Origin of the sequence: Veillonella faecalis, from assembly GCF_024677885.1 — a bacterium.
GTDB classification, from domain to species: Bacteria; Bacillota; Negativicutes; order Veillonellales; family Veillonellaceae; genus Veillonella; species Veillonella nakazawae.
Genome location: NZ_JALBWL010000002.1, coordinates 425,143 through 444,232 on the forward strand (window position 1 = coordinate 425,143; position 19,090 = coordinate 444,232).

Annotated in this window: 16 protein-coding genes; 11 read left to right on the plus strand and 5 right to left on the minus strand. The window is 41.0% G+C overall.

Annotated elements, in window-relative coordinates; all coding sequences use genetic code 11:
* Positions 1-48 precede the first annotated feature (48 nt).
* The 9 genes from MOQ65_RS05700 (at position 49) to cysK (ending at position 8,565) form a co-directional block, all read left to right on the plus strand.
* Positions 49-954, plus strand: a complete 906-nt coding sequence (locus MOQ65_RS05700) for a DUF3829 domain-containing protein (protein ID WP_257846945.1) — start codon at positions 49-51, stop codon at positions 952-954.
* A gap of 176 nt (positions 955-1,130) precedes the next feature.
* Complete coding sequence (locus tag MOQ65_RS05705; RefSeq protein WP_105084982.1) at positions 1,131-1,772, plus strand: peptidylprolyl isomerase; 642 nt, start codon at positions 1,131-1,133, stop codon at positions 1,770-1,772.
* Entirely contained in the window at positions 1,762-2,043 is a 282-nt protein-coding gene (locus MOQ65_RS05710) for a GIY-YIG nuclease family protein (protein ID WP_227283576.1), read from the plus strand. The genes MOQ65_RS05705 and MOQ65_RS05710 overlap by 11 nt, the downstream gene beginning before the upstream one ends.
* 52 nt (positions 2,044-2,095) lie before the next feature.
* Positions 2,096-2,554, plus strand: a complete 459-nt coding sequence (locus tag MOQ65_RS05715) for a YwiB family protein (RefSeq protein ID WP_005385333.1) — start codon at positions 2,096-2,098, stop codon at positions 2,552-2,554.
* Positions 2,520-4,253, plus strand: coding sequence for an arginine--tRNA ligase (argS, locus tag MOQ65_RS05720; RefSeq protein WP_257846946.1), 1,734 nt, complete (start codon positions 2,520-2,522; stop codon positions 4,251-4,253). Before MOQ65_RS05715 ends, argS begins: the two co-directional genes overlap by 35 nt.
* Before the next feature lie 15 nt (positions 4,254-4,268).
* Positions 4,269-5,879 (plus strand): CTP synthase, encoded by a 1,611-nt coding sequence (gene pyrG, locus MOQ65_RS05725; protein ID WP_257846947.1) that lies wholly within the window; start codon positions 4,269-4,271, stop codon positions 5,877-5,879.
* Between the two features lie 260 nt (positions 5,880-6,139).
* Positions 6,140-6,703, plus strand: coding sequence for an alkyl hydroperoxide reductase subunit C (ahpC, locus tag MOQ65_RS05730; RefSeq protein WP_004698190.1), 564 nt, complete (start codon positions 6,140-6,142; stop codon positions 6,701-6,703).
* A gap of 461 nt (positions 6,704-7,164) precedes the next feature.
* A complete protein-coding gene (locus MOQ65_RS05735) occupies positions 7,165-7,614 on the plus strand; it encodes an RrF2 family transcriptional regulator (protein ID WP_156719234.1) in 450 nt (149 codons plus the stop codon).
* A gap of 15 nt (positions 7,615-7,629) precedes the next feature.
* Positions 7,630-8,565, plus strand: coding sequence for a cysteine synthase A (gene cysK / locus MOQ65_RS05740; RefSeq protein ID WP_178885568.1), 936 nt, complete (start codon positions 7,630-7,632; stop codon positions 8,563-8,565).
* A gap of 177 nt (positions 8,566-8,742) precedes the next feature.
* Here the strand turns inward: cysK and MOQ65_RS05745 are convergent, their stop codons facing one another.
* Complete coding sequence (locus tag MOQ65_RS05745; RefSeq protein WP_257846948.1) at positions 8,743-12,210, minus strand: subtype B tannase; 3,468 nt, start codon at positions 12,208-12,210, stop codon at positions 8,743-8,745.
* Positions 12,211-12,514: 304 nt separating this feature from the next.
* On the opposite strand from MOQ65_RS05745, the gene MOQ65_RS05750 reads away from it, so the two are divergent.
* Together MOQ65_RS05750 and MOQ65_RS05755 are read left to right on the plus strand one after the other, a co-directional pair.
* Positions 12,515-13,096 carry a hypothetical protein gene (locus tag MOQ65_RS05750; RefSeq protein ID WP_257846949.1) on the plus strand — a complete coding sequence of 194 codons (582 nt, stop codon included), beginning with the start codon at positions 12,515-12,517 and terminating at the stop codon, positions 13,094-13,096.
* An 8-nt stretch (positions 13,097-13,104) separates the two neighbouring features.
* Positions 13,105-13,683, plus strand: coding sequence for a hypothetical protein (locus tag MOQ65_RS05755; RefSeq protein WP_257846950.1), 579 nt, complete (start codon positions 13,105-13,107; stop codon positions 13,681-13,683).
* Between the two features lie 111 nt (positions 13,684-13,794).
* Here MOQ65_RS05755 and MOQ65_RS05760 read toward each other — a convergent pair whose 3' ends face one another.
* From MOQ65_RS05760 to dapF, 4 genes are all read right to left on the minus strand, one after another.
* Positions 13,795-15,777 carry a PTS fructose transporter subunit IIABC gene (locus tag MOQ65_RS05760; protein WP_257846951.1) on the minus strand — a complete coding sequence of 661 codons (1,983 nt, stop codon included), beginning with the start codon at positions 15,775-15,777 and terminating at the stop codon, positions 13,795-13,797.
* Positions 15,778-15,810: 33 nt separating this feature from the next.
* Entirely contained in the window at positions 15,811-16,725 is a 915-nt protein-coding gene (pfkB, locus tag MOQ65_RS05765) for a 1-phosphofructokinase (protein ID WP_257846952.1), read from the minus strand.
* Between the two features lie 53 nt (positions 16,726-16,778).
* Positions 16,779-18,116: a Na+/H+ antiporter NhaC family protein gene (locus MOQ65_RS05770; protein WP_257846953.1), complete on the minus strand. Its 1,338-nt coding sequence runs from the start codon at positions 18,114-18,116 to the stop codon at positions 16,779-16,781.
* A gap of 61 nt (positions 18,117-18,177) precedes the next feature.
* The gene (gene dapF / locus MOQ65_RS05775) at positions 18,178-19,011 is read right to left on the minus strand and encodes a diaminopimelate epimerase (protein ID WP_156719239.1); all 834 of its coding nucleotides are present in this window, start codon (positions 19,009-19,011) and stop codon (positions 18,178-18,180) included.
* Between the last annotated feature and the right edge of the window lie 79 nt (positions 19,012-19,090).

A 19,090-nucleotide genomic window follows, 5' to 3' on the forward strand; every position in this document is an offset into this window, starting at 1 on the left:
ATAATGCGCTTAGATTCATACTTGTGTATTTATAGGAGAAGAGAAGTCATGAATAACAAACGCAAATTTTTTACCACTTTACTATGTGTAGCAACCCTGACGACAGGTCTATTGATTTCTGGTTGTAGTGTTAATAAGGTAAGTAATCTTGGCTCTGCTGTATCCTCTGTAGTCGGTGATAATGATGAGAAGGCGGCTGCAAAGCTTAATACTCTCATCGATGCAACTAACCAGTTCAATAGCAATAATGCGGCATTTGCTCAATTCCAAGCAGACGGTTTGGCGCAATTAAAAGGTGGCTTCCAAGAAGGTGCTATTACTAATCAACCTCACTATGACAGATTACAAGACGCTTTGGAAAAATCTAAAAAAGAAGGTTCTACATTCAAAGATCTTGATGCAGAACGGGACAATCTATTGAATGTTCTTAATGAATTAGTGCCAGTGTATAAAGAGTTGACTGCTTATAATGACTCTAAAGCCTATATGAACGATGGCGGTGCTAAAGGTAAAGAGTTAGCTGCTAAATATGTAGCCTCTGTAGAAAAATTTGATGCAGCGTATGCTAAATTTAGTGATGTTCTTACAAAAACTAACAATGAACAAACTCAAAAACAAGTTGAAAAATTGAAAAAAGAAGGCAAGAAAGGTTATGCGGCAGCAATGGAATCTACGCTTCGCTTGACTAACCTTGTAGAAAACCTTGAAAAAGCTCCTCAAAAAGCTGATAAGGCAGCTGTAGAAAAAGAGCTTTCAGAAATCGATGCATTGCTCAAGAGTGTGAATAATGATCGTGGACAAGTTCTGGCTGATCGTTACAATTCCGTAGTCGGTTCCGTACGTCAAGTACTTGCAGATTCAAACGAAAACAATCTTGACGAAATGATTCAATCCTTCAATGCTTATATTGATACCTATAACAGTACGAACCCAGAACAATTTGATGGTAAATAATAGATAATATATAACTGAAAGTATAAGGTTATATAAATTGGTAAATTTAATAATTATTTAAACCAAATTTTCTCTAAAACATGATATACTAAAAAAGAGCCGCTCACGGGTTGAGCGGCTTTTCTATGTGAATTTTACATACATGTTAGTATATACGATATATTTTTGGGGGAACTATGAACTGGAAACGCTTGGCTTTATGCGCAATGTTAGGGATTACAATGCTTGGTACAGCGGCATGTGGTACAAAAAGTGGGGAACAACCACAAGGAAATACTGTAAAAGCAGAAACGGTAGCTATGCCTAACTTCTCTAACGCACCAATTGCTGATGAATACGCTATTTTTGATACAAATTATGGTCAATTCAAAGTTCGATTGTTAGGCTCTAAAGCACCTATTACAGTAAAAAACTTTGATTACCTAGTGAAAAAAGGTTTCTATAATGGTGTTACATTCCACCGCGTTATCGAAGGCTTTATGATTCAAGGCGGGGATCCAGATGGTACAGGTGCTGGCGGTCCAGGCTATACAATTCCTGATGAGTTCTCCAATGATTTACACTTCAATAAAATGGGCGTTCTTGCCATGGCAAACCGAGGCCCTAATACAGGTGGCTCTCAGTTCTTTATTACCTTGGGACCTACAGATTGGTTAGATAACAAACACACTATCTTTGGTACCGTAGTACAAGGTATGGATGTAGTTGAAAAAATTGGCAAAGTAAAAACAGGCCGTAATGATAAACCAGTAGAGCCAGTAATCATCAATACTATTACGTTGGAACCGATTACTGATGATGCAAAAAATGGCAAATAAGGAGGTTAAGTCTGAAGAGCGGCACTATGTGTACTTGGTGCGTTGCGCAGATGATTCCTTGTATTGTGGGTGGACCACCGATATTGAACGCCGTATAGAGGCTCATAATGGGCTTATTCCAGGCGGTGCTAAGTATACGAGAGGGCGACGTCCTGTTGAATTGGTGTATTCTGAAAGCTTTCACAATAAACAAGATGCACAACGTAGAGAATATGCCATAAAACAGATGACAAAGACTAAGAAATTGCGACTCATTGAGGGTGCAAAATAGTCTTTGATTATGGTATAATATGATGATTAATTACTGCCATGGAGGTTGAAAAATGAAGCGGGTTCTAGTGTCCGTAAAAAGTGTACAACGAGATATGGACGGCAAGGATACCGTAGTGGAACTGATTTCCCCAGGTACATCACATGAAAAGGGTAATGCCCAGTATGTGCGTTACGAAGAATCTAGTGTGACTGGCTTAGATGGGGTAAAGACGACCATTAAAATCCATGATGACTCTATTGTATTGCTTCGAACAGGGGCTGTGAATATGCGTCATCAATATGTCCGTGGTGAAGAGCGCGAGTCCGTGTATGAAACACCGTATGGTGATTTACACATGGCCGTGAACACTCATGAATTAACAGTAGACTTTCACGAAGGCGTAGGTCATGTTCATTTAGGATATGACATTTCCGTCGAAGGTGAATGGCAATTTTATAATCAGTTAGATATAGACGTGCGGGAGGATACAGAGCATGGAAATGAAGGAAATCCTGAAATCGGGGATTGAACAGGCATTACAAGATACGATTAACAGCGGTGGCTTACCAGCTGGTGAATATCCAGAAATCGTTCTCGAAGTGCCACCTCAAAAAGAATTCGGTGATTTTTCTACAAATATCGCTATGCAATCCGCTCGTGTAGCCCGTCAAAACCCTCGTGCTATTGCAGAGGCTTTGATTAGCCATATGAATTTTGATTGGCTCGAACGCGCTGAGGTTGCTGGTGCAGGTTTCATCAATTTCTTCTTGAAATCTGATATAGTATACGATACGTTGAAAGCTATTTTAAATGCTGGCGATCAGTATGGTATTCAACCATTGCGTGCACGCGATACGATTCAAGTAGAGTACGTAAGTGCGAACCCAACAGGTCCGTTACATGTCGGCCATGGTCGTGGTGCTGCGTATGGTAGTGCGCTTGTAAACTTGTTGCGTGCAGCAGGTTACAATGTACAATCCGAGTACTACATCAATGATGCAGGTAACCAAATCGATAATATGGCTATCTCCATTGAGTACCGTTTCCAAGAGTTGCAAGGTGCTACATTAGTGTTCCCACCTAAGCGCAACGAAGATGGTTCCATGCCTGAATTCGATATTCCAGAAGGGGCTCTCGTATTCCCTGAAAATGGCTACCGTGGTCCTGATATTATCGAGACTGCAAAAGCTATTGCAGAACGAGAAGGCTTCGATAAATTAAATGCTATGAACGAAGCTGATCGTGTAGCATTGTTTAAAGAAGAGGGCTTAAAAGAAAAATTAGCTCGCTTAGAGGAAACATTAAGCAATTTCCGTGTTACTTTCGATAATTGGTTCTCTGAACGTACTGTTCATGAAGCTGATGAAATTCATCACTCCGTAGAGGCGTTAAAGGCTCTTGGCAAAGTGTATGAAAAAGACGGTGCATTGTGGTTGAAATCTACTGACTATGGCGATGATAAAGACCGCGTAGTTATTCGTGATAATGGAGTTCCTACATATTTAGCGGCAGATATTGCATACCACCGCAATAAATATGATCGTGGCTTCAAAGAAATGATTGATATTTGGGGCGCTGACCATCATGGTTATGTATGCCGTGTAAAAGCTGCTATGGCTGCTTTTGGTTATGACCCAGATAAACTAACAGTATTATTGTTACAAATGGTAGCATTATTCCGCGATGGACAACTCGTTAAATTGTCTAAACGTAGCGGTGATAGCGTTACATTAGATGAATTGATTGAAGAGGTTGGCGTAGATGCATCTCGTTACTTCTTCTTGATGCGTTCTCTAGATAGTCAACTTGATTTCGATATTAACTTGGCTAAATCTCGTAGCAATGATAACCCAGTATATTATATCCAATATGCTCATGCTCGTATTCACAGCATTTACAACCAAGTGCGTGAAGCAGGCATCGCATTTGGTGATTATAGTGAAACTGATTTCACAACGCTTACAAGCGAAATGGAATTAGAATTGATTAAAAAATTAGCTGAATATCCAGAAGAGGTCGTTCAATCTGCCGAACATCGTGCACCACATCGTATTGCTCGTTACTTATTCGATTTGGCAAGCATGTTCCATTCCTTCTATCGTCAAGGTCGTATCATTGGCGTAGATCCAGCGTTGCAACAAGCTCGTCTAGGATTAATCACAGCGATTGCCCTCGTACTTCGTCAAGGCTTGGGTATTTTAGGTATTTCTGCTCCGGAAAAAATGTAATAGGTGGGAGGCATCATGGCAACTAAGTATATTTTCGTAACTGGCGGCGTTGTTTCTTCTCTTGGTAAAGGGATTACAGCAGCATCCTTGGGTCGCTTGCTTAAAAACCGCGGTTTCAATGTAACGATTCAAAAATTTGACCCATACATTAATATTGACCCTGGTACGATGAGCCCTTACCAACACGGTGAAGTATTCGTAACAGATGACGGCGCTGAAACTGACCTTGATTTAGGCCACTATGAACGCTTCATCGACATTAACCTTAGTAAACGTTCCAACATTACAGCAGGTAAAGTGTATTGGTCTGTAATCAATAAAGAACGTAAAGGTGATTACTTGGGCAGCACTGTACAAGTAATTCCACACATTACAAATGAAATCAAACAAAACGTATACCGCGTAGGTAAAGAGGATAACGCAGATGTAGTTATCACTGAAATCGGCGGTACTGTAGGTGATATTGAAAGCTTGCCATTCATGGAAGCTATCCGCCAAGTGAAAAAAGACGTAGGTCGTAATGATGTACTTTACATTCACGTAACATTGGTGCCTTACATCAATGCAGCAGGCGAGTTGAAAACTAAACCTACACAACATAGCGTAAAAGAATTGCGCAGCATTGGTATTCAACCAGATATCTTGGTATGCCGCAGCGAAAAACACATTTCTGATGAAATGAAAGAAAAACTTGCTTTATTCTGCGACGTAGAACCAGAAGCAGTTATTGAAAACCAAACTTGTAGCTCCATCTATGAAGTACCATTGATGATGCAAGATCAAGGTCTTGATGATATTGTTATCAAAAAATTAGGCCTTGAAGAACGCCCTTGCGATATGACTGAGTGGAAAGAAATGGTTCATAAAATCTTGAACCCTAGTAAAGACATTACAGTGGCTATCGTTGGTAAATATGTAGCATTACATGATGCGTATTTATCCGTAGTGGAAGCTCTAGATCATGCTGGTATTGCTACGGGTACTAAAGTGAATATTCGTTGGATTGACTCCGAAGAACTAGATGATACATCTGTAAATCCTAAAGATGTATTTGATGGTGTTGAAGGTATCATCGTACCTGGTGGATTTGGGTCCCGTGGTGTAGAAGGTAAAATTCGTACAATTCAATATGCTCGTGAAAATAATATTCCATATCTCGGTCTATGCCTTGGTATGCAATCTGCAGTAATGGAATTTGCTCGCAACGTATGCGGTATGGAAGGTGCTACATCTAGCGAATTCGACGAAAATGCTAAATACAAAGTAATCGACTTGATGAGTGATCAAGTTGATGTAGATAAAAAAGGCGGTACAATGCGTCTTGGTATTTATCCTTGTAAAGTAGAAGCAGGTACAAAAACTCATGAAGCTTATGGTGAAGATTTGATTTATGAACGTCATCGTCACCGTTATGAGTTCAACAATGAATATCGTCAACAATTGACTGATGCTGGCCTTGTTATCTCTGGTACATCTCCAGATGGTCGTTTAGTTGAAAGTATTGAAGTGAAGAATCATCCATTCTTCATTGGTACACAAGCTCATCCAGAGCTTAAATCCCGTCCAAATAATGCACATCCATTATTCCGCGGCTTCGTAGATGCGATTTTGGAACTTAAAAAATAGACTACTATTCTACTGTAAGTAGTAAATCTATTGTAGTACGTAAAAAGAAGAAAGATGCTCAGAAATGAGCATCTTTCTTCTTTTTTGTTTACATCGAAAAATATTGGAAAAATATATCGATAAATTTAAAAATAACACTTGCAATCTTGAATGATATTTGTTATTATATAGACAAAGATAGATATAGATATAGATTTGGTGATAAGTACACTGATAATAATATAACTGTTACATTAGAACTCAATTAAGGAGGACATAACATGTCTATTATTGGTAAACAACTTCCTGAATTTACTCTAGATGCTTTCAAAAAACCTGAATTAGTAAAAGTTAGTACTGCCGATGTGTTGGGCAAATGGTCCATCTTCGTATTCTATCCAGCAGACTTCACATTTGTTTGCCCTACAGAATTAGAAGACGTACAAAACTCTTATGCAGAATTGAAAGAACTAGGTTGCGAAGTTTACTCCGTATCTTGTGACTCTGAATTCGTTCACAAAGCATGGTCTGATGCTTCTCCAAGCATTAATAAAATCGAGTACTACATGTTAGCTGATAAAAAACATGAATTAGCTGATTTCTTCGACGTATTCCAAGAAGAATCTGCTATGGCTTACCGTGGTACATTCGTAGTAGATCCAGAAGGTTTCGTTCGTACAGCTGAAATCCATGATATGGGTATCGGCCGTTCTGCTGAAGAATTGGTTCGTAAAGTACAAGCGGCTCAATTCGTAGCAAAACATGGTGACCAAGTGTGTCCTGCACGTTGGAAACCAGGTAAAGACACATTGAAACCAGGTCTTGATCTAGTAGGTAAAATCTAATTTAGAAATAACTTAGACGCTAGAATAATCTAGACAACTCCTCAAATGACAAAACGGGCGCGCATCGTTTTCCTGACGATACGGTAAGTCCCAATACCAGATGAACCCTCTCCAATTCATCATGGTAAACCTCATATAACAAACTACAAACTATACGCAAAAGGACTGGCCTTCGGGCTAGTCCTTTTGTGTTATGTAAAATAGTTAATGTATCGATATGTGTGATTGCTAGTCTAATAATAGAATAAAATAAATCAATAATATAGGCTTAGGCCAATAAATATAAGGGTTTTTAAATACCCCTTTATAAAAGTAGGAAATAAGTTCTTGCATTTTTAGATTTAGTGGTCTATAATGAAATTAATTCCTAGTGATACACAAGGTTTTATAAATGAAGTAGGATAAGTGCTTTATAACATGGGGTGTGTTAGCACTAACTTTTACAAAGAGAGGCAAGATATATGAGGATTTCCACAAAAGGTCGCTATGCATTGATGGTTCTCATCGATTTAGCAGAGGAAGGTCAGGATAAACCGGTTTCCTTGCGATCCGTTGCAGAACGACAAGGTATATCTGAGAAATACCTTGAGGGTATTGTGGCTCGTTTGGGTGCCGCTAACCTAGTGGATAGTATTCGTGGTAAATACGGAGGCTATCGCTTATCTAAAAGCCCTAAAGAGTACACTATTATTGAAATTTTGCTTGCCACGGAAGAATCCATGGCTATCATCTCCACTCTTGATGAAGGGGTGAGTACTGATACAGTAATCAATGAAAGAACTGTTGGTTTCTGGGCAGGATTACAAAACTATATTCATGATTATCTAGAAAACGTAACTCTTCAAGATGTAATTGATGGAACTTACGCTAAACTTGATACAAAATATGATAATTGGGATGGTTCTATTTAATAAGGAGTAACTATTATGTCTAATATTGCAAAATCTTTCGTTGAATTAATTGGTAAAACACCTTTGTTGGCAGCTACACGTTTTGGTAAAAAATATGGCGCAGATGCAAATATTTTTGCTAAATTGGAATACTTTAATCCAGGTGGCTCTGTTAAAGATCGTATTGCTGCAGCAATTATTCAAGCAGCTGTTGAATCTGGTGAATTACAACCAGGTGGTACAATCGTAGAAGCTACATCTGGTAACACTGGTATCGGTTTATCCGCTGTTGGTGCTGCTCTTGGCTATAAAGTTGTAATCGTAATGCCAGAAACAATGTCCATCGAACGCCGTAAATTGATGCTTGGCTATGGTGCTCAACTCGTGTTGACTGATGGCTCTCTTGGTATGAAAGGTGCTATTGCAAAAGCTAAAGAAATAGTAACAGCTACAGCTGGTGCAATCGAAGCAGGCCAATTCGTAAATCAAGCAAACCCAGCAATTCACTATAAAACAACTGGTCCTGAAATCTGGCAAGATACAGATGGTGCAGTAGATATCTACGTAGCTGGTGTTGGTACAGGCGGTACTTTGACTGGTGCAGGTCGTTATTTAAAAGAACAAAACCCTGACGTAAAAATTGTGGCTGTTGAACCAACTGATTCCCCAGTATTGTCCAATGGCAAACCTGGTCCTCACAAAATCCAAGGCTTAGGCGCTGGCTTCATTCCGGATACTTTGGATACCAATATTTACGATGAAGTAATCCAAGTAACTAACGATGATGCATTCGCTACATCTCAAGCATTTGGCCATACAGAAGGTATCTTAGTTGGTATTTCCTCTGGTGCTGCTCTTTGGGCTGCTCAAGAATTGGCTAAACGCCCTGAAAATAAAGGCAAAAACATCGTAGTAATTCTTCCTGATACAGGTGAACGCTACTTGTCTACAGCTTTATTCCCTGAAGTGTAATAGAATACGATTGGTGAAAGTAGTGAATATGCTTTCCTGATATAGCAAAGCCCCTCGGTAGAGGGGCTTTTTCGTGCTTAACATAGTGGAAGTTTATGTTAGAGATATTTAATTTAACATAAAGAAAAGGAGCTACTAGGTAGCTCCTTTTTTGTTATGGTATGTATTTAGTTGTTATTATCTACCGTTTTTAACGATATTATCCATCCAGTTGAATAATTCATCTAAATCGTAGTCGCCAGAATGGTCTACACCAAATGGTGTTGCCATATCTACGTTGTACCCAAGGTTTTGAGCACGTGTACCTACGATCAATGGGATGGCTACGGATGTATTGCTATCAGCTGTACCATAGCGGATACGATAGTAGCGTGCATTTGTCGCTGCTGGAGAACCGAGATAGTTCATTGGGTTCATCATAGTAACAATTTTAGCATTTTCTACGTATACATCTTGGTTAGGTGTTGTATCGTGTAATGCAGCAGTAATTGTAAAGTGATTATTATCTGTAGCACTTGTACCGAATAGGTTATTCTCGCCAGAGTCATTAGAACGGGAGTCAAATGCACCTGGTGCTTTAGAACGACTTACAAATTGATTGTAAGCTTCCCAGTTAATATCTTTTATAGCGCCTGTTTTATTATCTCGTACAAAGTATGTATGTTTAGATAAATCAGTACCTTTAGCTTGTGCTTTATTAGCTGCATCGATGATGAATGCTTTCACATAATTTTTGAAAGTACCATTGCCATTCTTATCTAGTTTCAATACACGCCCCATAGAGTCATGCAATTGTAAATTATTTACGTATTCTGGGAAGTGTTCGCTTAGTAAGTTAGAGTATGCTACATCATCAGCATTCAAGTTTACACGTTGCATTGTACGTTGCGGAGGAGCTGTATTGCCACCTGCGCTGGCTTGAGGCAATTCACCTTGGCCCATCGTTACTTTATTGAAAGATGTAATACCTTTATAGCTCCATTCATAGGCCATATCAGCCGCATCAAGGTTTGTAATAGGTGCATAGGCAGAAACTGCATATACATTGGTTGCCGCTGTAGCAGCACCTAATGCTTGTAAATATGGTTGGAAGTCAGAGTTGTTACCAGTGGCACCTTGCAATAAGGATACAGCACCACCAGCACTTGTCCCATTAGTGATGATACGATTTGCATTACCTGGCATTGTGGAATCGTTAGCATGTAAGTATGCTGTAGCAGCTTGTAAGTCAACAATAACTGCAGGCGCTTTACCGATAAAGTTGCCATCGGATGCTTTATTTGTACGACCGCGTGTAGCCGGGGAAGCTACTACATAGCCACGGGATAATGCGTAAAGAACACTATTAGGTTTGCCATTTTCTACTTTTGGAGTCATAGCTTGGCTTGGCATATAACCACCTACCGCATTTGGCATGAAGATAGGGGCTGTTTGCGTATTGTAACCATTTATAGTGCCATTGTTGAAGTATTCTTCTGGTACATAAATGTTCATGTACTGTTGATCGATATCGATTGGATTAGCCACGTAAGGGATATATTCGAAGGCGCGATATTTGATTTCCTTATTATCTACAGTAGTAGACATGGATTCATAATTCTTCACGTCGAAAGCAAGGCTAATCTTCGCAGATGTATCGGCCTGCAATGGTGGTTCTATTGGTTGAGAAAGAATATTTTTTTCTTCCGTTACACCAGCACCTTTTGTGGAAGCTTCATTACGAGCATCTACATAAGATTGAGGTAATTTATTTTCTTGAGCTTTTGCTTCTGCCTCAGCTTCGGCTTTAGCTTTTGCCTCAGCTTCGGCTTTAGCTTTTGCTTCTGCCTCAGCCTGAGCTTTAGCGGCAGCTTCAGCTTGGGCTTTAGCTTTTGCCTCTGCCTCAGCCTGAGCTTTAGCGGTAGCTTCAGCTTGGGCTTTAGCTTTTGCCTCTGCCTCAGCTTGAGCTTTAGCAGCGGATTCAGCTTCTTCTTTTGCTAATTGCTCAGCAGCTAAACGTTCTTGTTCTTCTTTAATTGCAGCTTGTCTAGCCATTTCTGCTTGGTGTGCTGCAATGCGATCTTGTTCAGCTTTGAGTGCCGCTTCACGTTCAGCTTTAGCTTGTTCGGCAGCAATACGTTGTTGTTCAGCTTTCAAAGCTGCTTGACGTTCTGCCTCAGCTTGCTCCGCTGCGATACGCTCTTGTTCAGCTTTTATAGCCGCTTGACGTTCTGCCTCAGCTTTAGCAGCAGCTTCTGCACGTTGGCGAGCAGCTTGTTCAGCAGCGATACGTTGTTGTTCAGCTTTTAAGGCAGCTTGGCGTTGAGCTTCAGCTTGCTCTGCTGCGATACGTTGTTGTTCCGCTTTCAAAGCCGCTTGTCGTTGAGCTTCAGCTTGTTCTGCTGCAATACGATCTTGTTCAGCTTTTAAGGCCGCTTGACGTTGAGCCTCAGCTTGTTCAGCAGCGATACGTTCTTGTTCCGCTTTTAAGGCAGCTTGTCGTTGAACCTCAGCTTGCTCTGTTGCAATACGATCTTGTTCAGCTTTTAAGGCCGCTTGACGTTGAGCCTCAGCTTGCTCTGCAGCAATACGTTGTTGTTCCGCTTGCAAAGCCGCCTGACGTTGAGCTTCAGCTTGCTCTGCAGCCATACGTTGTTGTTCCGCTTGTATAGCCGCTTGACGTTGAGCCTCGGCCTGTTGTTGTGCAATGCGACGTTGTTGCTCTTGGATACGAAGACGTTCTTGCTCTGCAGCTTGACTTTGTGCTTCAGCGATACGAGCTTGTTCAGCTTGCTGTGCAGCGATACGCTCTTGCTCGGCTCTTAGAGCTGCTTGACGTTGAGCTTCAGCTTGCTCGGTAGCTAAACGTTGTTGTTCAGCTTGCAAAGCCGCTTGGCGTTGAGCCTCAGCTTGTTGCTGTGCAATCCGTTGCTGTTCCGCTTGCATAGCCATTTGACGTTGTTGTTCTGCTAGAATTGCAGCTTGACGCTGAGCTTCAGCTTGTTTCTGAGCAACCATTTGCTGATCAACTTGGTTTGTACCTGCTTGTTGCGCCGCTTCTTCTGCTGCTAATTGAGCTAATCTTTCACGTTCTGCACGTTGAATATCTCGAATAGTTAATTTTTGTTTTGCTACAACGGCTTTAGTTTGAGTTGTATTAGCAATAACTAAAGGTGTTGTAGATTCTTGTTGAACCATTACAGGAGTACGTTGTACCTGTGTCGTTTGTACTTGCTGTTTGCCATCAACTTGTTTTTGTACTGTAACAGGTTCAGTTTTACGTTGTACGTTCATCAAGCTATGCATGGCCAATGTTGGTTCCATGACAGCATTAGTTTGTTTGTTAACAACATATTGTGGTTGTGAAACAGCCCGTTGTTGATCTGATAAAGCTTTCGCAATATCGTTTACAGGTACTGGACGTACACGCGGTATTAAAGGTGTTACCTTTGGAACTGATTGTGTAGTTACAGGGGTAGGCTGAGTTGCCATAGGTCGTACGACTGGAGTAGCAATATTATTATTGCCTTGAGCCGTTGATTCAGTGGTAGTGTTCGAACCTACTAAATCATTCATGTTGAGGGTAGGGGCTGCGTGGGCAACACCACCCAACGCTGCTGCTGCAAAAAATGCGGCAGTGACCTTACGTTTCCTAGATGATTTCATGAATTACTCTCCGAACTAGAATTGAAAAAAATAATTTATAATTTTAAAATTTATTTATATTTATATAGTTTAACATAAATCGATATATTTGTACAATTTATAGAAGGATAGATGAATACTGGATGAGTACGAAGAAGATAAACTTAGAAAAATATAAATAAATTTAAAGTACGTACAATAGTGATCATTACTTTTATATTATCTATAATGATTTGAAATGGCATTTTTCGTATGTGTACATCTTTCTATAAAATATGATATGCTTTTTGTAATTTAACGGAATTTCAATTATAAAGGAGAGAGTATGTTTAGAAAATTCTTGCTAGCCTGTATGGTACTAGCTACTTTTACCATACAGACACAAGCGATATCGATTAATGAGTTAAATAGTTCGCCCCAGTTTAAAAATGTATATGAGAAAACATATTCTTATGATGATAATTCAAGTAATAGGGATGTATTCTTTTTAAATACCTATTTTGTGGAAAGTTTAGAGTATGCAGCTCCACATTATAAGCTGAAAGGTATTATTTATTCTGTTAGCGAGCGGGCTCGTGGTGAGGCTATTACGGAATATGAATTGACTGCCACCTATAATACGAATTACTCGTTAGCTAGTCTAATACAAGCTCAACAGAGTGTAAAATCATCACCAGCTATGTATGCAGTGATTAAGGCTGCACAAGATGAGTCTGGTATACAAATTGAATTACAAGCGGTCAAACGATACACTTGGGATGGCACTGTGATTAATAGCCCAGCTAGATTGCTACATCAATCACGACCGCTTGATCGCAGTCGTTTCGATCAAGATCTCTTTGCTATAGCAGATGCCATGTTTGTCGTTGCATATCAGCAGCATTTTGATGATATTGTGGTGAAATGAGGTGCCTTATGAAACGTTTCTTATTTTTTATGGCACTACTATGTATTTGGTGTATTTCTTTTAATTCTGTAAAAGCTGTTTCTAATGCTGAGCTACAAGATACAAGTCGTTTTGAACATATCGTTTCTAAAGGTGACACAGGTGGTGGAGATGGTAAATATATTGAGTTGAGCACACTTCGAGATATATCTACCGATGCACGTACAAAAAGTATAGAGACTAAGATATACGTTGTATTACCGTCTTCTGATTTGATTCGGGAATACACAATTCGGTATGACTATAACTTAAATTACTCCTTTGCCAATTTAGTAGCAAAAATGCCAGAGTTTAAACAACGATTTCCTGATTTTAGTTTAAATGATATATGGAATCTTAAAATGGATGAATCTGGTATTGTAGGTACTGTTAAGGCGCAACAGGATTATACTCTTAATGGTGAAAGTAAACCTACACAACCAGGTTATAAAGGGTATGAGCATGTTACATTTTTAACACCGACTGACTTTGATTTTGAAAGCTATCATGTAGCAAATCGAGTTTTCAAGAAAGTATTTGGCATATTTTATGATGATGTAAGTCGATAGTTTACATAAGAAAAGGACTAGAACATTTTGTTCTAGTCCTTTTGCTATATGTACTTATTTAGCTTATGTACGTTTTTGTCATATGTACTAGTATTAAACTAGCTTTTACAATTATTTTTTTAGGCTTGGTTTTACAAGTGCCAAGATGAAGCAAGCCACGACGGAACCGATTGCGATGGATGCAAGGTATAGGAGTGGGTTACCGATTGTTGGTACTACGAAGATACCGCCGTGAGGAGCGCGTAATGTACATTCGAAGAACATGGACAATGCGCCAGCTGTACCAGCACCGATGATGCAAGCTGGTAATACGCGAACTGGATCAGCCGCTGCAAATGGGATAGCCCCTTCTGTGATGAAGGAGAGGCCCATGATGTAGTTAGTGATACCAGATTTACGTTCTGCTTCTGTAAAGCGGCTAGGGAAGAATGTAGTACAAAGAGCGATTGCCAATGGAGGAACCATACCACCTGCCATTACAGCCGCCATAATACCATATTCACCAGTAGCAAGTGCGCCAGTGCCGATAACGTAAGCCGCTTTGTTTACAGGACCGCCCATATCAACGGACATCATAGCACCAAAGATGAGACCTAACAATACGCGGCTAGTAGTACCCATGGATTGCAAGGAGTCCATTAACCAGTGGTTAAGTGCAGATACAGGAGGGTTGATTACGAAGGTAATGGCAAGACCTATGAACAATACACCAAGTACAGGATAGAAGAGAACTGGTTTTGTACCTTCTAACGCTTGAGGTAAACCAGAGACTAATTTTTTAACTAATAATACTAAATAACCTGCTGCAAAGCCGGCGATTAATGCGCCAAGGAAACCAGAGCCACCTTGGTTAGCCAATAAGCCACCAACGAAACCAGCTACAAGACCTGGGCGGTCCGCAATACTCATTGCAATGTAACCTGCGAGTACAGGCAACATGAAGCCAAAGGATGCGCCACCGATTTGCATTAAGAAGCCAGATAAAGGTGTGCCGGAACCGAAGTTTTTAGGGTTCGCAGGATCAAATGTATCGAACAAGAATGCAAGGGCAATCAAGATACCGCCACCGATAACGAATGGCAACATGTGAGATACGCCGTTCATCAAGTGTTTGTAGATTTGACGACCTACGCTGTCAGATGCGCTAGCAGCAATTTCAGCAGCTTCGCGGTCTGCCGCGGATGCTTGGTATACAGGTGCTGTGCCAGCCATGGCTTCGGTTAAAAGCTCTTCTGCTTTATTGATACCGTTCGCAACCTTAGTTTGAATCATAGGTTTGCCGTTAAAGCGCGCCATTTCTACTTGACGGTCAGAAGCGACGATGATGCATTTAGCATGAGCAATTTCTTCTGCTGTAAGAGCATCTTTAACACCAGAAGCACCATTTTTCTCAACCTTTAAGGAAATGCCCATTTCTTTGGCTTTTCGTTCTAAAGATTCTGCAGCCATGTAGGTATGAGCAATACCAGTAGGGCAACCAGTTACAGCCAATACATCGTAGTGCGGGTTATCTACAGAAATCTTAGGAGCCACTTTTTCGATAGCTTCCGTAGCTTTAGCTTCGATAGCATCGGTAATACTTGGAGTCTCTTGAGATTCTGGCTGTTTGATATATCCTTCAACGGATGGGTCAAAGTTACCTTGCTCTTTAGCTGTTACGAGTTCCAAGAAACGTTCTACAGTTGGTGCAGCGATGAGGGCTTCTTTGAAATCCGGGTCGATAACCATCATAGCTAATTGGCTCAATACCTCTACATGAGTGTCAGCTGCGCCTTCAGGGGCAGCGATCATGAAGAATAAACGAGAAGGTTGACCGTCGAGTGCTTCGAAGTCTACGCCGTGAGGCACAACCATAGCTGCTAGGCCTGCTTCTTTTACGCCTGCAGATTTAGCATGTGGTGTAGCGATGCCGTCACCAAGGCCGGTAGAGCCAGATTCCTCACGAGCGAAAACGGCTGCTAAGTACTCACCTTTGTCGATGAGGTTACCGCCTTTTTCCATTAACTCGCCTAAGGTATAAATAGCGTCAGCCTTTGTAACAGGGTCTGCATTTAGCAGGACGGATTGAGGTTTTAATAAATCAGTGATTTGCATATGTGTACTCCTTGATGCAAATAAAATGTAAAACTAGTTAACTCGTACTTGTGAAAGTAATGCTTCTACTTCTGCCAGTGTAGCGAGGTTTTCAGAGTAAGCGGAGGCAGAGCCACTGGAGATACCCCAGTAAAGTGCCTCTTGTAGATCCCCTGTCTTTTCAAAGCCTGTAATAAAGCCTGCTACCATGGAATCGCCAGCGCCTACAGAATTTACGAGCGTCCCCTTAGGGGCAGGGCTCGTATATACAGTGCCATCAGCTGCGACCAAGATAGCCCCATCACCAGCCATGGAGATAAGCACATGCTGTGCGCCTTTCTCTTGCAATGCTTTGGCAGATTCTACAAGGTCATCCTTTGTAGAAAGGGGGCGACCGAAGATTTCGCTAAGCTCATGATTGTTAGGTTTAATCAAGAACGGTTTATATGGCAATACTCGTGTAAGTAAATCCTTTGTCGCATCTACGACGATACGAATGTTTTTATGTTGTAAGCGCTCCATAATGAGCTCGTACATATCGCTTGGTAAGCTAGAAGGAATACTGCCTGCAAGGATTAGTGTATCCTTATCTGTCAATGCATCGAGCTGTTTGTAAAGTGCTTCTAATTCGTCATCTGAGATAATTGGTCCACGGCCGTTGATCTCTGTTTCCTCATCAGAAGCTTTCACCTTAACATTGATGCGGGTTAATCCTTCGCGGAGTCGAATGAAATCTTCTTTTACGCCGAAGCTATTGAGCTGCGTAACGATTTCTTCACCTGTAAAGCCGGCGATGAAACCGAGTGCCGTTGTATCCATGCCCAAGTTGTTGAGCACGATAGATACGTTAATACCCTTGCCGCCACCAAGAACGTATTCTTGGGTGGTGCGATTAATGGTGCCAGTCTTGAGTTGCTCAAGTCGTACGATATAATCGAGGGCTGGGTTAAAGGTAATGGTATAAATCATACAAATTCCCCTTTAAGATTAATTAATTAGCCTATGATTTGTTGATTTTGTAATTAGCGTATCATTGATTGATCTTGATTCCGTAGTCGTAACCAGTAAAGGAGTGGTACGAGGTATAGGAAGAAGGCGAATGGCACATAGCCAGCTATGCTAGTACCCAGCATAACAATAGGTACGTAAGCTGCGATGTTCCATGGTAATAGTGGAGCAATGAGAATGCCACTGTTTTCAAAGTCGAGCATCACATCTTCATCTTGAATACCCCGTTGTGCGTAGGTAATACGCATAATAGAATGTGTCATTACAACCGCAATAGCTTGGCTACAACCTACAGCACCAGTTAAGAGTGCGAGACCTACATTGGCAGCAAATACATCGCTCCGCGTTTTAGCTCGCTCTAATAGTTGTCTAAGATCATTCCAGAAGCCAACCCCTTCGAGCATGCCTGAAATGGCAGTGGCCATAAAGATGGATAGGGTAGGGATAAACATCGTTTGTAATCCGCCGCCATGAATGATATTGGCAAGTGGATTATAATGTGGTAGTTCAAAGCCCGTTAAGGTATACCAGCCTAAATCGGAAAGGGTAGCCCCTTGATTAGTATAAGCCAGAATGGCTGCAGCTAATGCGCTGAGGCCGATAGGCCAACGGATGGATACTTTCAAAGGCAATAAAGCGATGACGATAATCACTGGAATCCACAATGTCCAATCAATATTGAAGATAAAGTGGATTGTATCGGATAACAAACTATTTTCATAGTTTAGAGGGAACCACTGGGACAGTATTAGGTAGAGCACTGTAGAAATAACAAGTGCAGGTAGTCCCGCTTTAAACATAATTGGTATATTACTAGAAATCTTAGTATGTGTTAAGGCTGCCACCAGTGATGCGCTAGATGACAATGGGCCGTTGCGATCACCAAAGTATGCACCGGCTATAATGGCACCAGCTACGATATTCTCTGGAATATTACCGGCTCTTGCCATCGTGATGAGTACAATGCCTATGGTGCCTACAGTACCGAAAGCTGTACCTAATAGCATGCTAACAATCGCTGTTAATAAGAAGGCACAAGCAATAAAGAGGGACGGATCAATCAAGTCGATGCCGGTGGCGATAATCATAGGGATGATCCCTGCTGCTTGCCACATAGCAATGAGCCAACCGATAAGCAAGAATATTTGCATTACTACAATCGAGCTTTTTGCACCTGTCCATGATAGGTTTAGCAGTTCTTTTGGTTGGTATCCTTTGCGATAGAATACATAGGCCATGATGCACCATACCACTATCAAGGCGTAACCAATAGCAATACCGTTAGCTACGGCGATAATAATGACGAGGATAGATATGAGTAAACCTATGAGCGACTCCGTATTTTTCGGCATTAGAGAACGGCCTTGTTGATACTTTAGAAATGCATTTAATATGAGTTGTAACCACTTCATCTTAATCAATAGGAAGTTCTGTTTCGAAGACTTCCTCAGCAGGGCCAGTCATGAGCACCGTGCCATCCTCCAAGTATGAAATATGTAATGTTCCTAAATAGAGCTCTACATCTACTTCGCGACCAGTTAAGCCTTTTTCGAAGGACATAACAGCAGAAGCACAAGAGCCTGTACCGCATGCTAGTGTAGCGCCAGCACCGCGTTCCCATGTGCGAACCTTGATGTGCTTGTTGTTTACTACCTCAATGTAGTTAACATTTGTATTGGATGGGAATGCATCGTGTTTTTCAATGATAGGACCTTGTGTCGTTACAGGCGCCTTTGTAATGTCATTGATATACACCTCTGTATGAGGCACGCCGAGTAATACGGAGCTTACCGTTACTGTTTCGCCGTTTACATCGAGGTCTACGTCGATAACCTTATCCATGTTTACATCCATCGGAATGTCTTGGGCTGCAAAGAATGGCTTGCCCATGTCTACAGTAACTTGTGTGACTATACCATTTTCGATGGTCAAGGTTGGCTTCATTACACCGGCTAAGGTTTCGATGGTAAAAGTTTCTTTAGTAATTTCTCCGTGTTCATAGGCATATTTGGCAAAGCAACGGATTGCATTGCCGCACATTTCTGCTTCACTACCATCAGAGTTGATGATGCGCATGCGCACATCACAGGTTTTTGAAGGAACTAGAATGGCAAGACCATCAGCACCGATACCAGTACGACGATCGCAAAGGCGAATCGCCAAATCAGTATAGTCCTTGTTAGCACCTTGAGGGTCGGCAAAGAGGATGAAATCATTGCCAAGACCATGCATTTTAGTTAATTTCATAAAGTCTCCTATCAATAAGTAAGACTTTCACCATGAAGCCCGTGAAAGTCTCATATGTATATTATTATATATTCTATAT

Coding starts and splice junctions, on each gene's coding strand:
- pfkB (WP_257846952.1), bottom strand. CDS start 16,725: ATGATTTATACCATTACCTTTAACCCAGCCCTCGATTATATCGTACGA.
- cysK (WP_178885568.1), top strand. CDS start 7,630: ATGTCTAATATTGCAAAATCTTTCGTTGAATTAATTGGTAAAACACCT.
- MOQ65_RS05750 (WP_257846949.1), top strand. CDS start 12,515: ATGTTTAGAAAATTCTTGCTAGCCTGTATGGTACTAGCTACTTTTACC.
- MOQ65_RS05705 (WP_105084982.1), top strand. CDS start 1,131: ATGAACTGGAAACGCTTGGCTTTATGCGCAATGTTAGGGATTACAATG.
- MOQ65_RS05710 (WP_227283576.1), top strand. CDS start 1,762: ATGGCAAATAAGGAGGTTAAGTCTGAAGAGCGGCACTATGTGTACTTG.
- MOQ65_RS05715 (WP_005385333.1), top strand. CDS start 2,096: ATGAAGCGGGTTCTAGTGTCCGTAAAAAGTGTACAACGAGATATGGAC.
- pyrG (WP_257846947.1), top strand. CDS start 4,269: ATGGCAACTAAGTATATTTTCGTAACTGGCGGCGTTGTTTCTTCTCTT.
- dapF (WP_156719239.1), bottom strand. CDS start 19,011: ATGAAATTAACTAAAATGCATGGTCTTGGCAATGATTTCATCCTCTTT.
- MOQ65_RS05755 (WP_257846950.1), top strand. CDS start 13,105: ATGAAACGTTTCTTATTTTTTATGGCACTACTATGTATTTGGTGTATT.
- MOQ65_RS05760 (WP_257846951.1), bottom strand. CDS start 15,777: ATGCAAATCACTGATTTATTAAAACCTCAATCCGTCCTGCTAAATGCA.
- MOQ65_RS05700 (WP_257846945.1), top strand. CDS start 49: ATGAATAACAAACGCAAATTTTTTACCACTTTACTATGTGTAGCAACC.
- MOQ65_RS05735 (WP_156719234.1), top strand. CDS start 7,165: ATGAGGATTTCCACAAAAGGTCGCTATGCATTGATGGTTCTCATCGAT.
- ahpC (WP_004698190.1), top strand. CDS start 6,140: ATGTCTATTATTGGTAAACAACTTCCTGAATTTACTCTAGATGCTTTC.
- argS (WP_257846946.1), top strand. CDS start 2,520: ATGGAAATGAAGGAAATCCTGAAATCGGGGATTGAACAGGCATTACAA.
- MOQ65_RS05770 (WP_257846953.1), bottom strand. CDS start 18,116: ATGCCGAAAAATACGGAGTCGCTCATAGGTTTACTCATATCTATCCTC.
- MOQ65_RS05745 (WP_257846948.1), bottom strand. CDS start 12,210: ATGAAATCATCTAGGAAACGTAAGGTCACTGCCGCATTTTTTGCAGCA.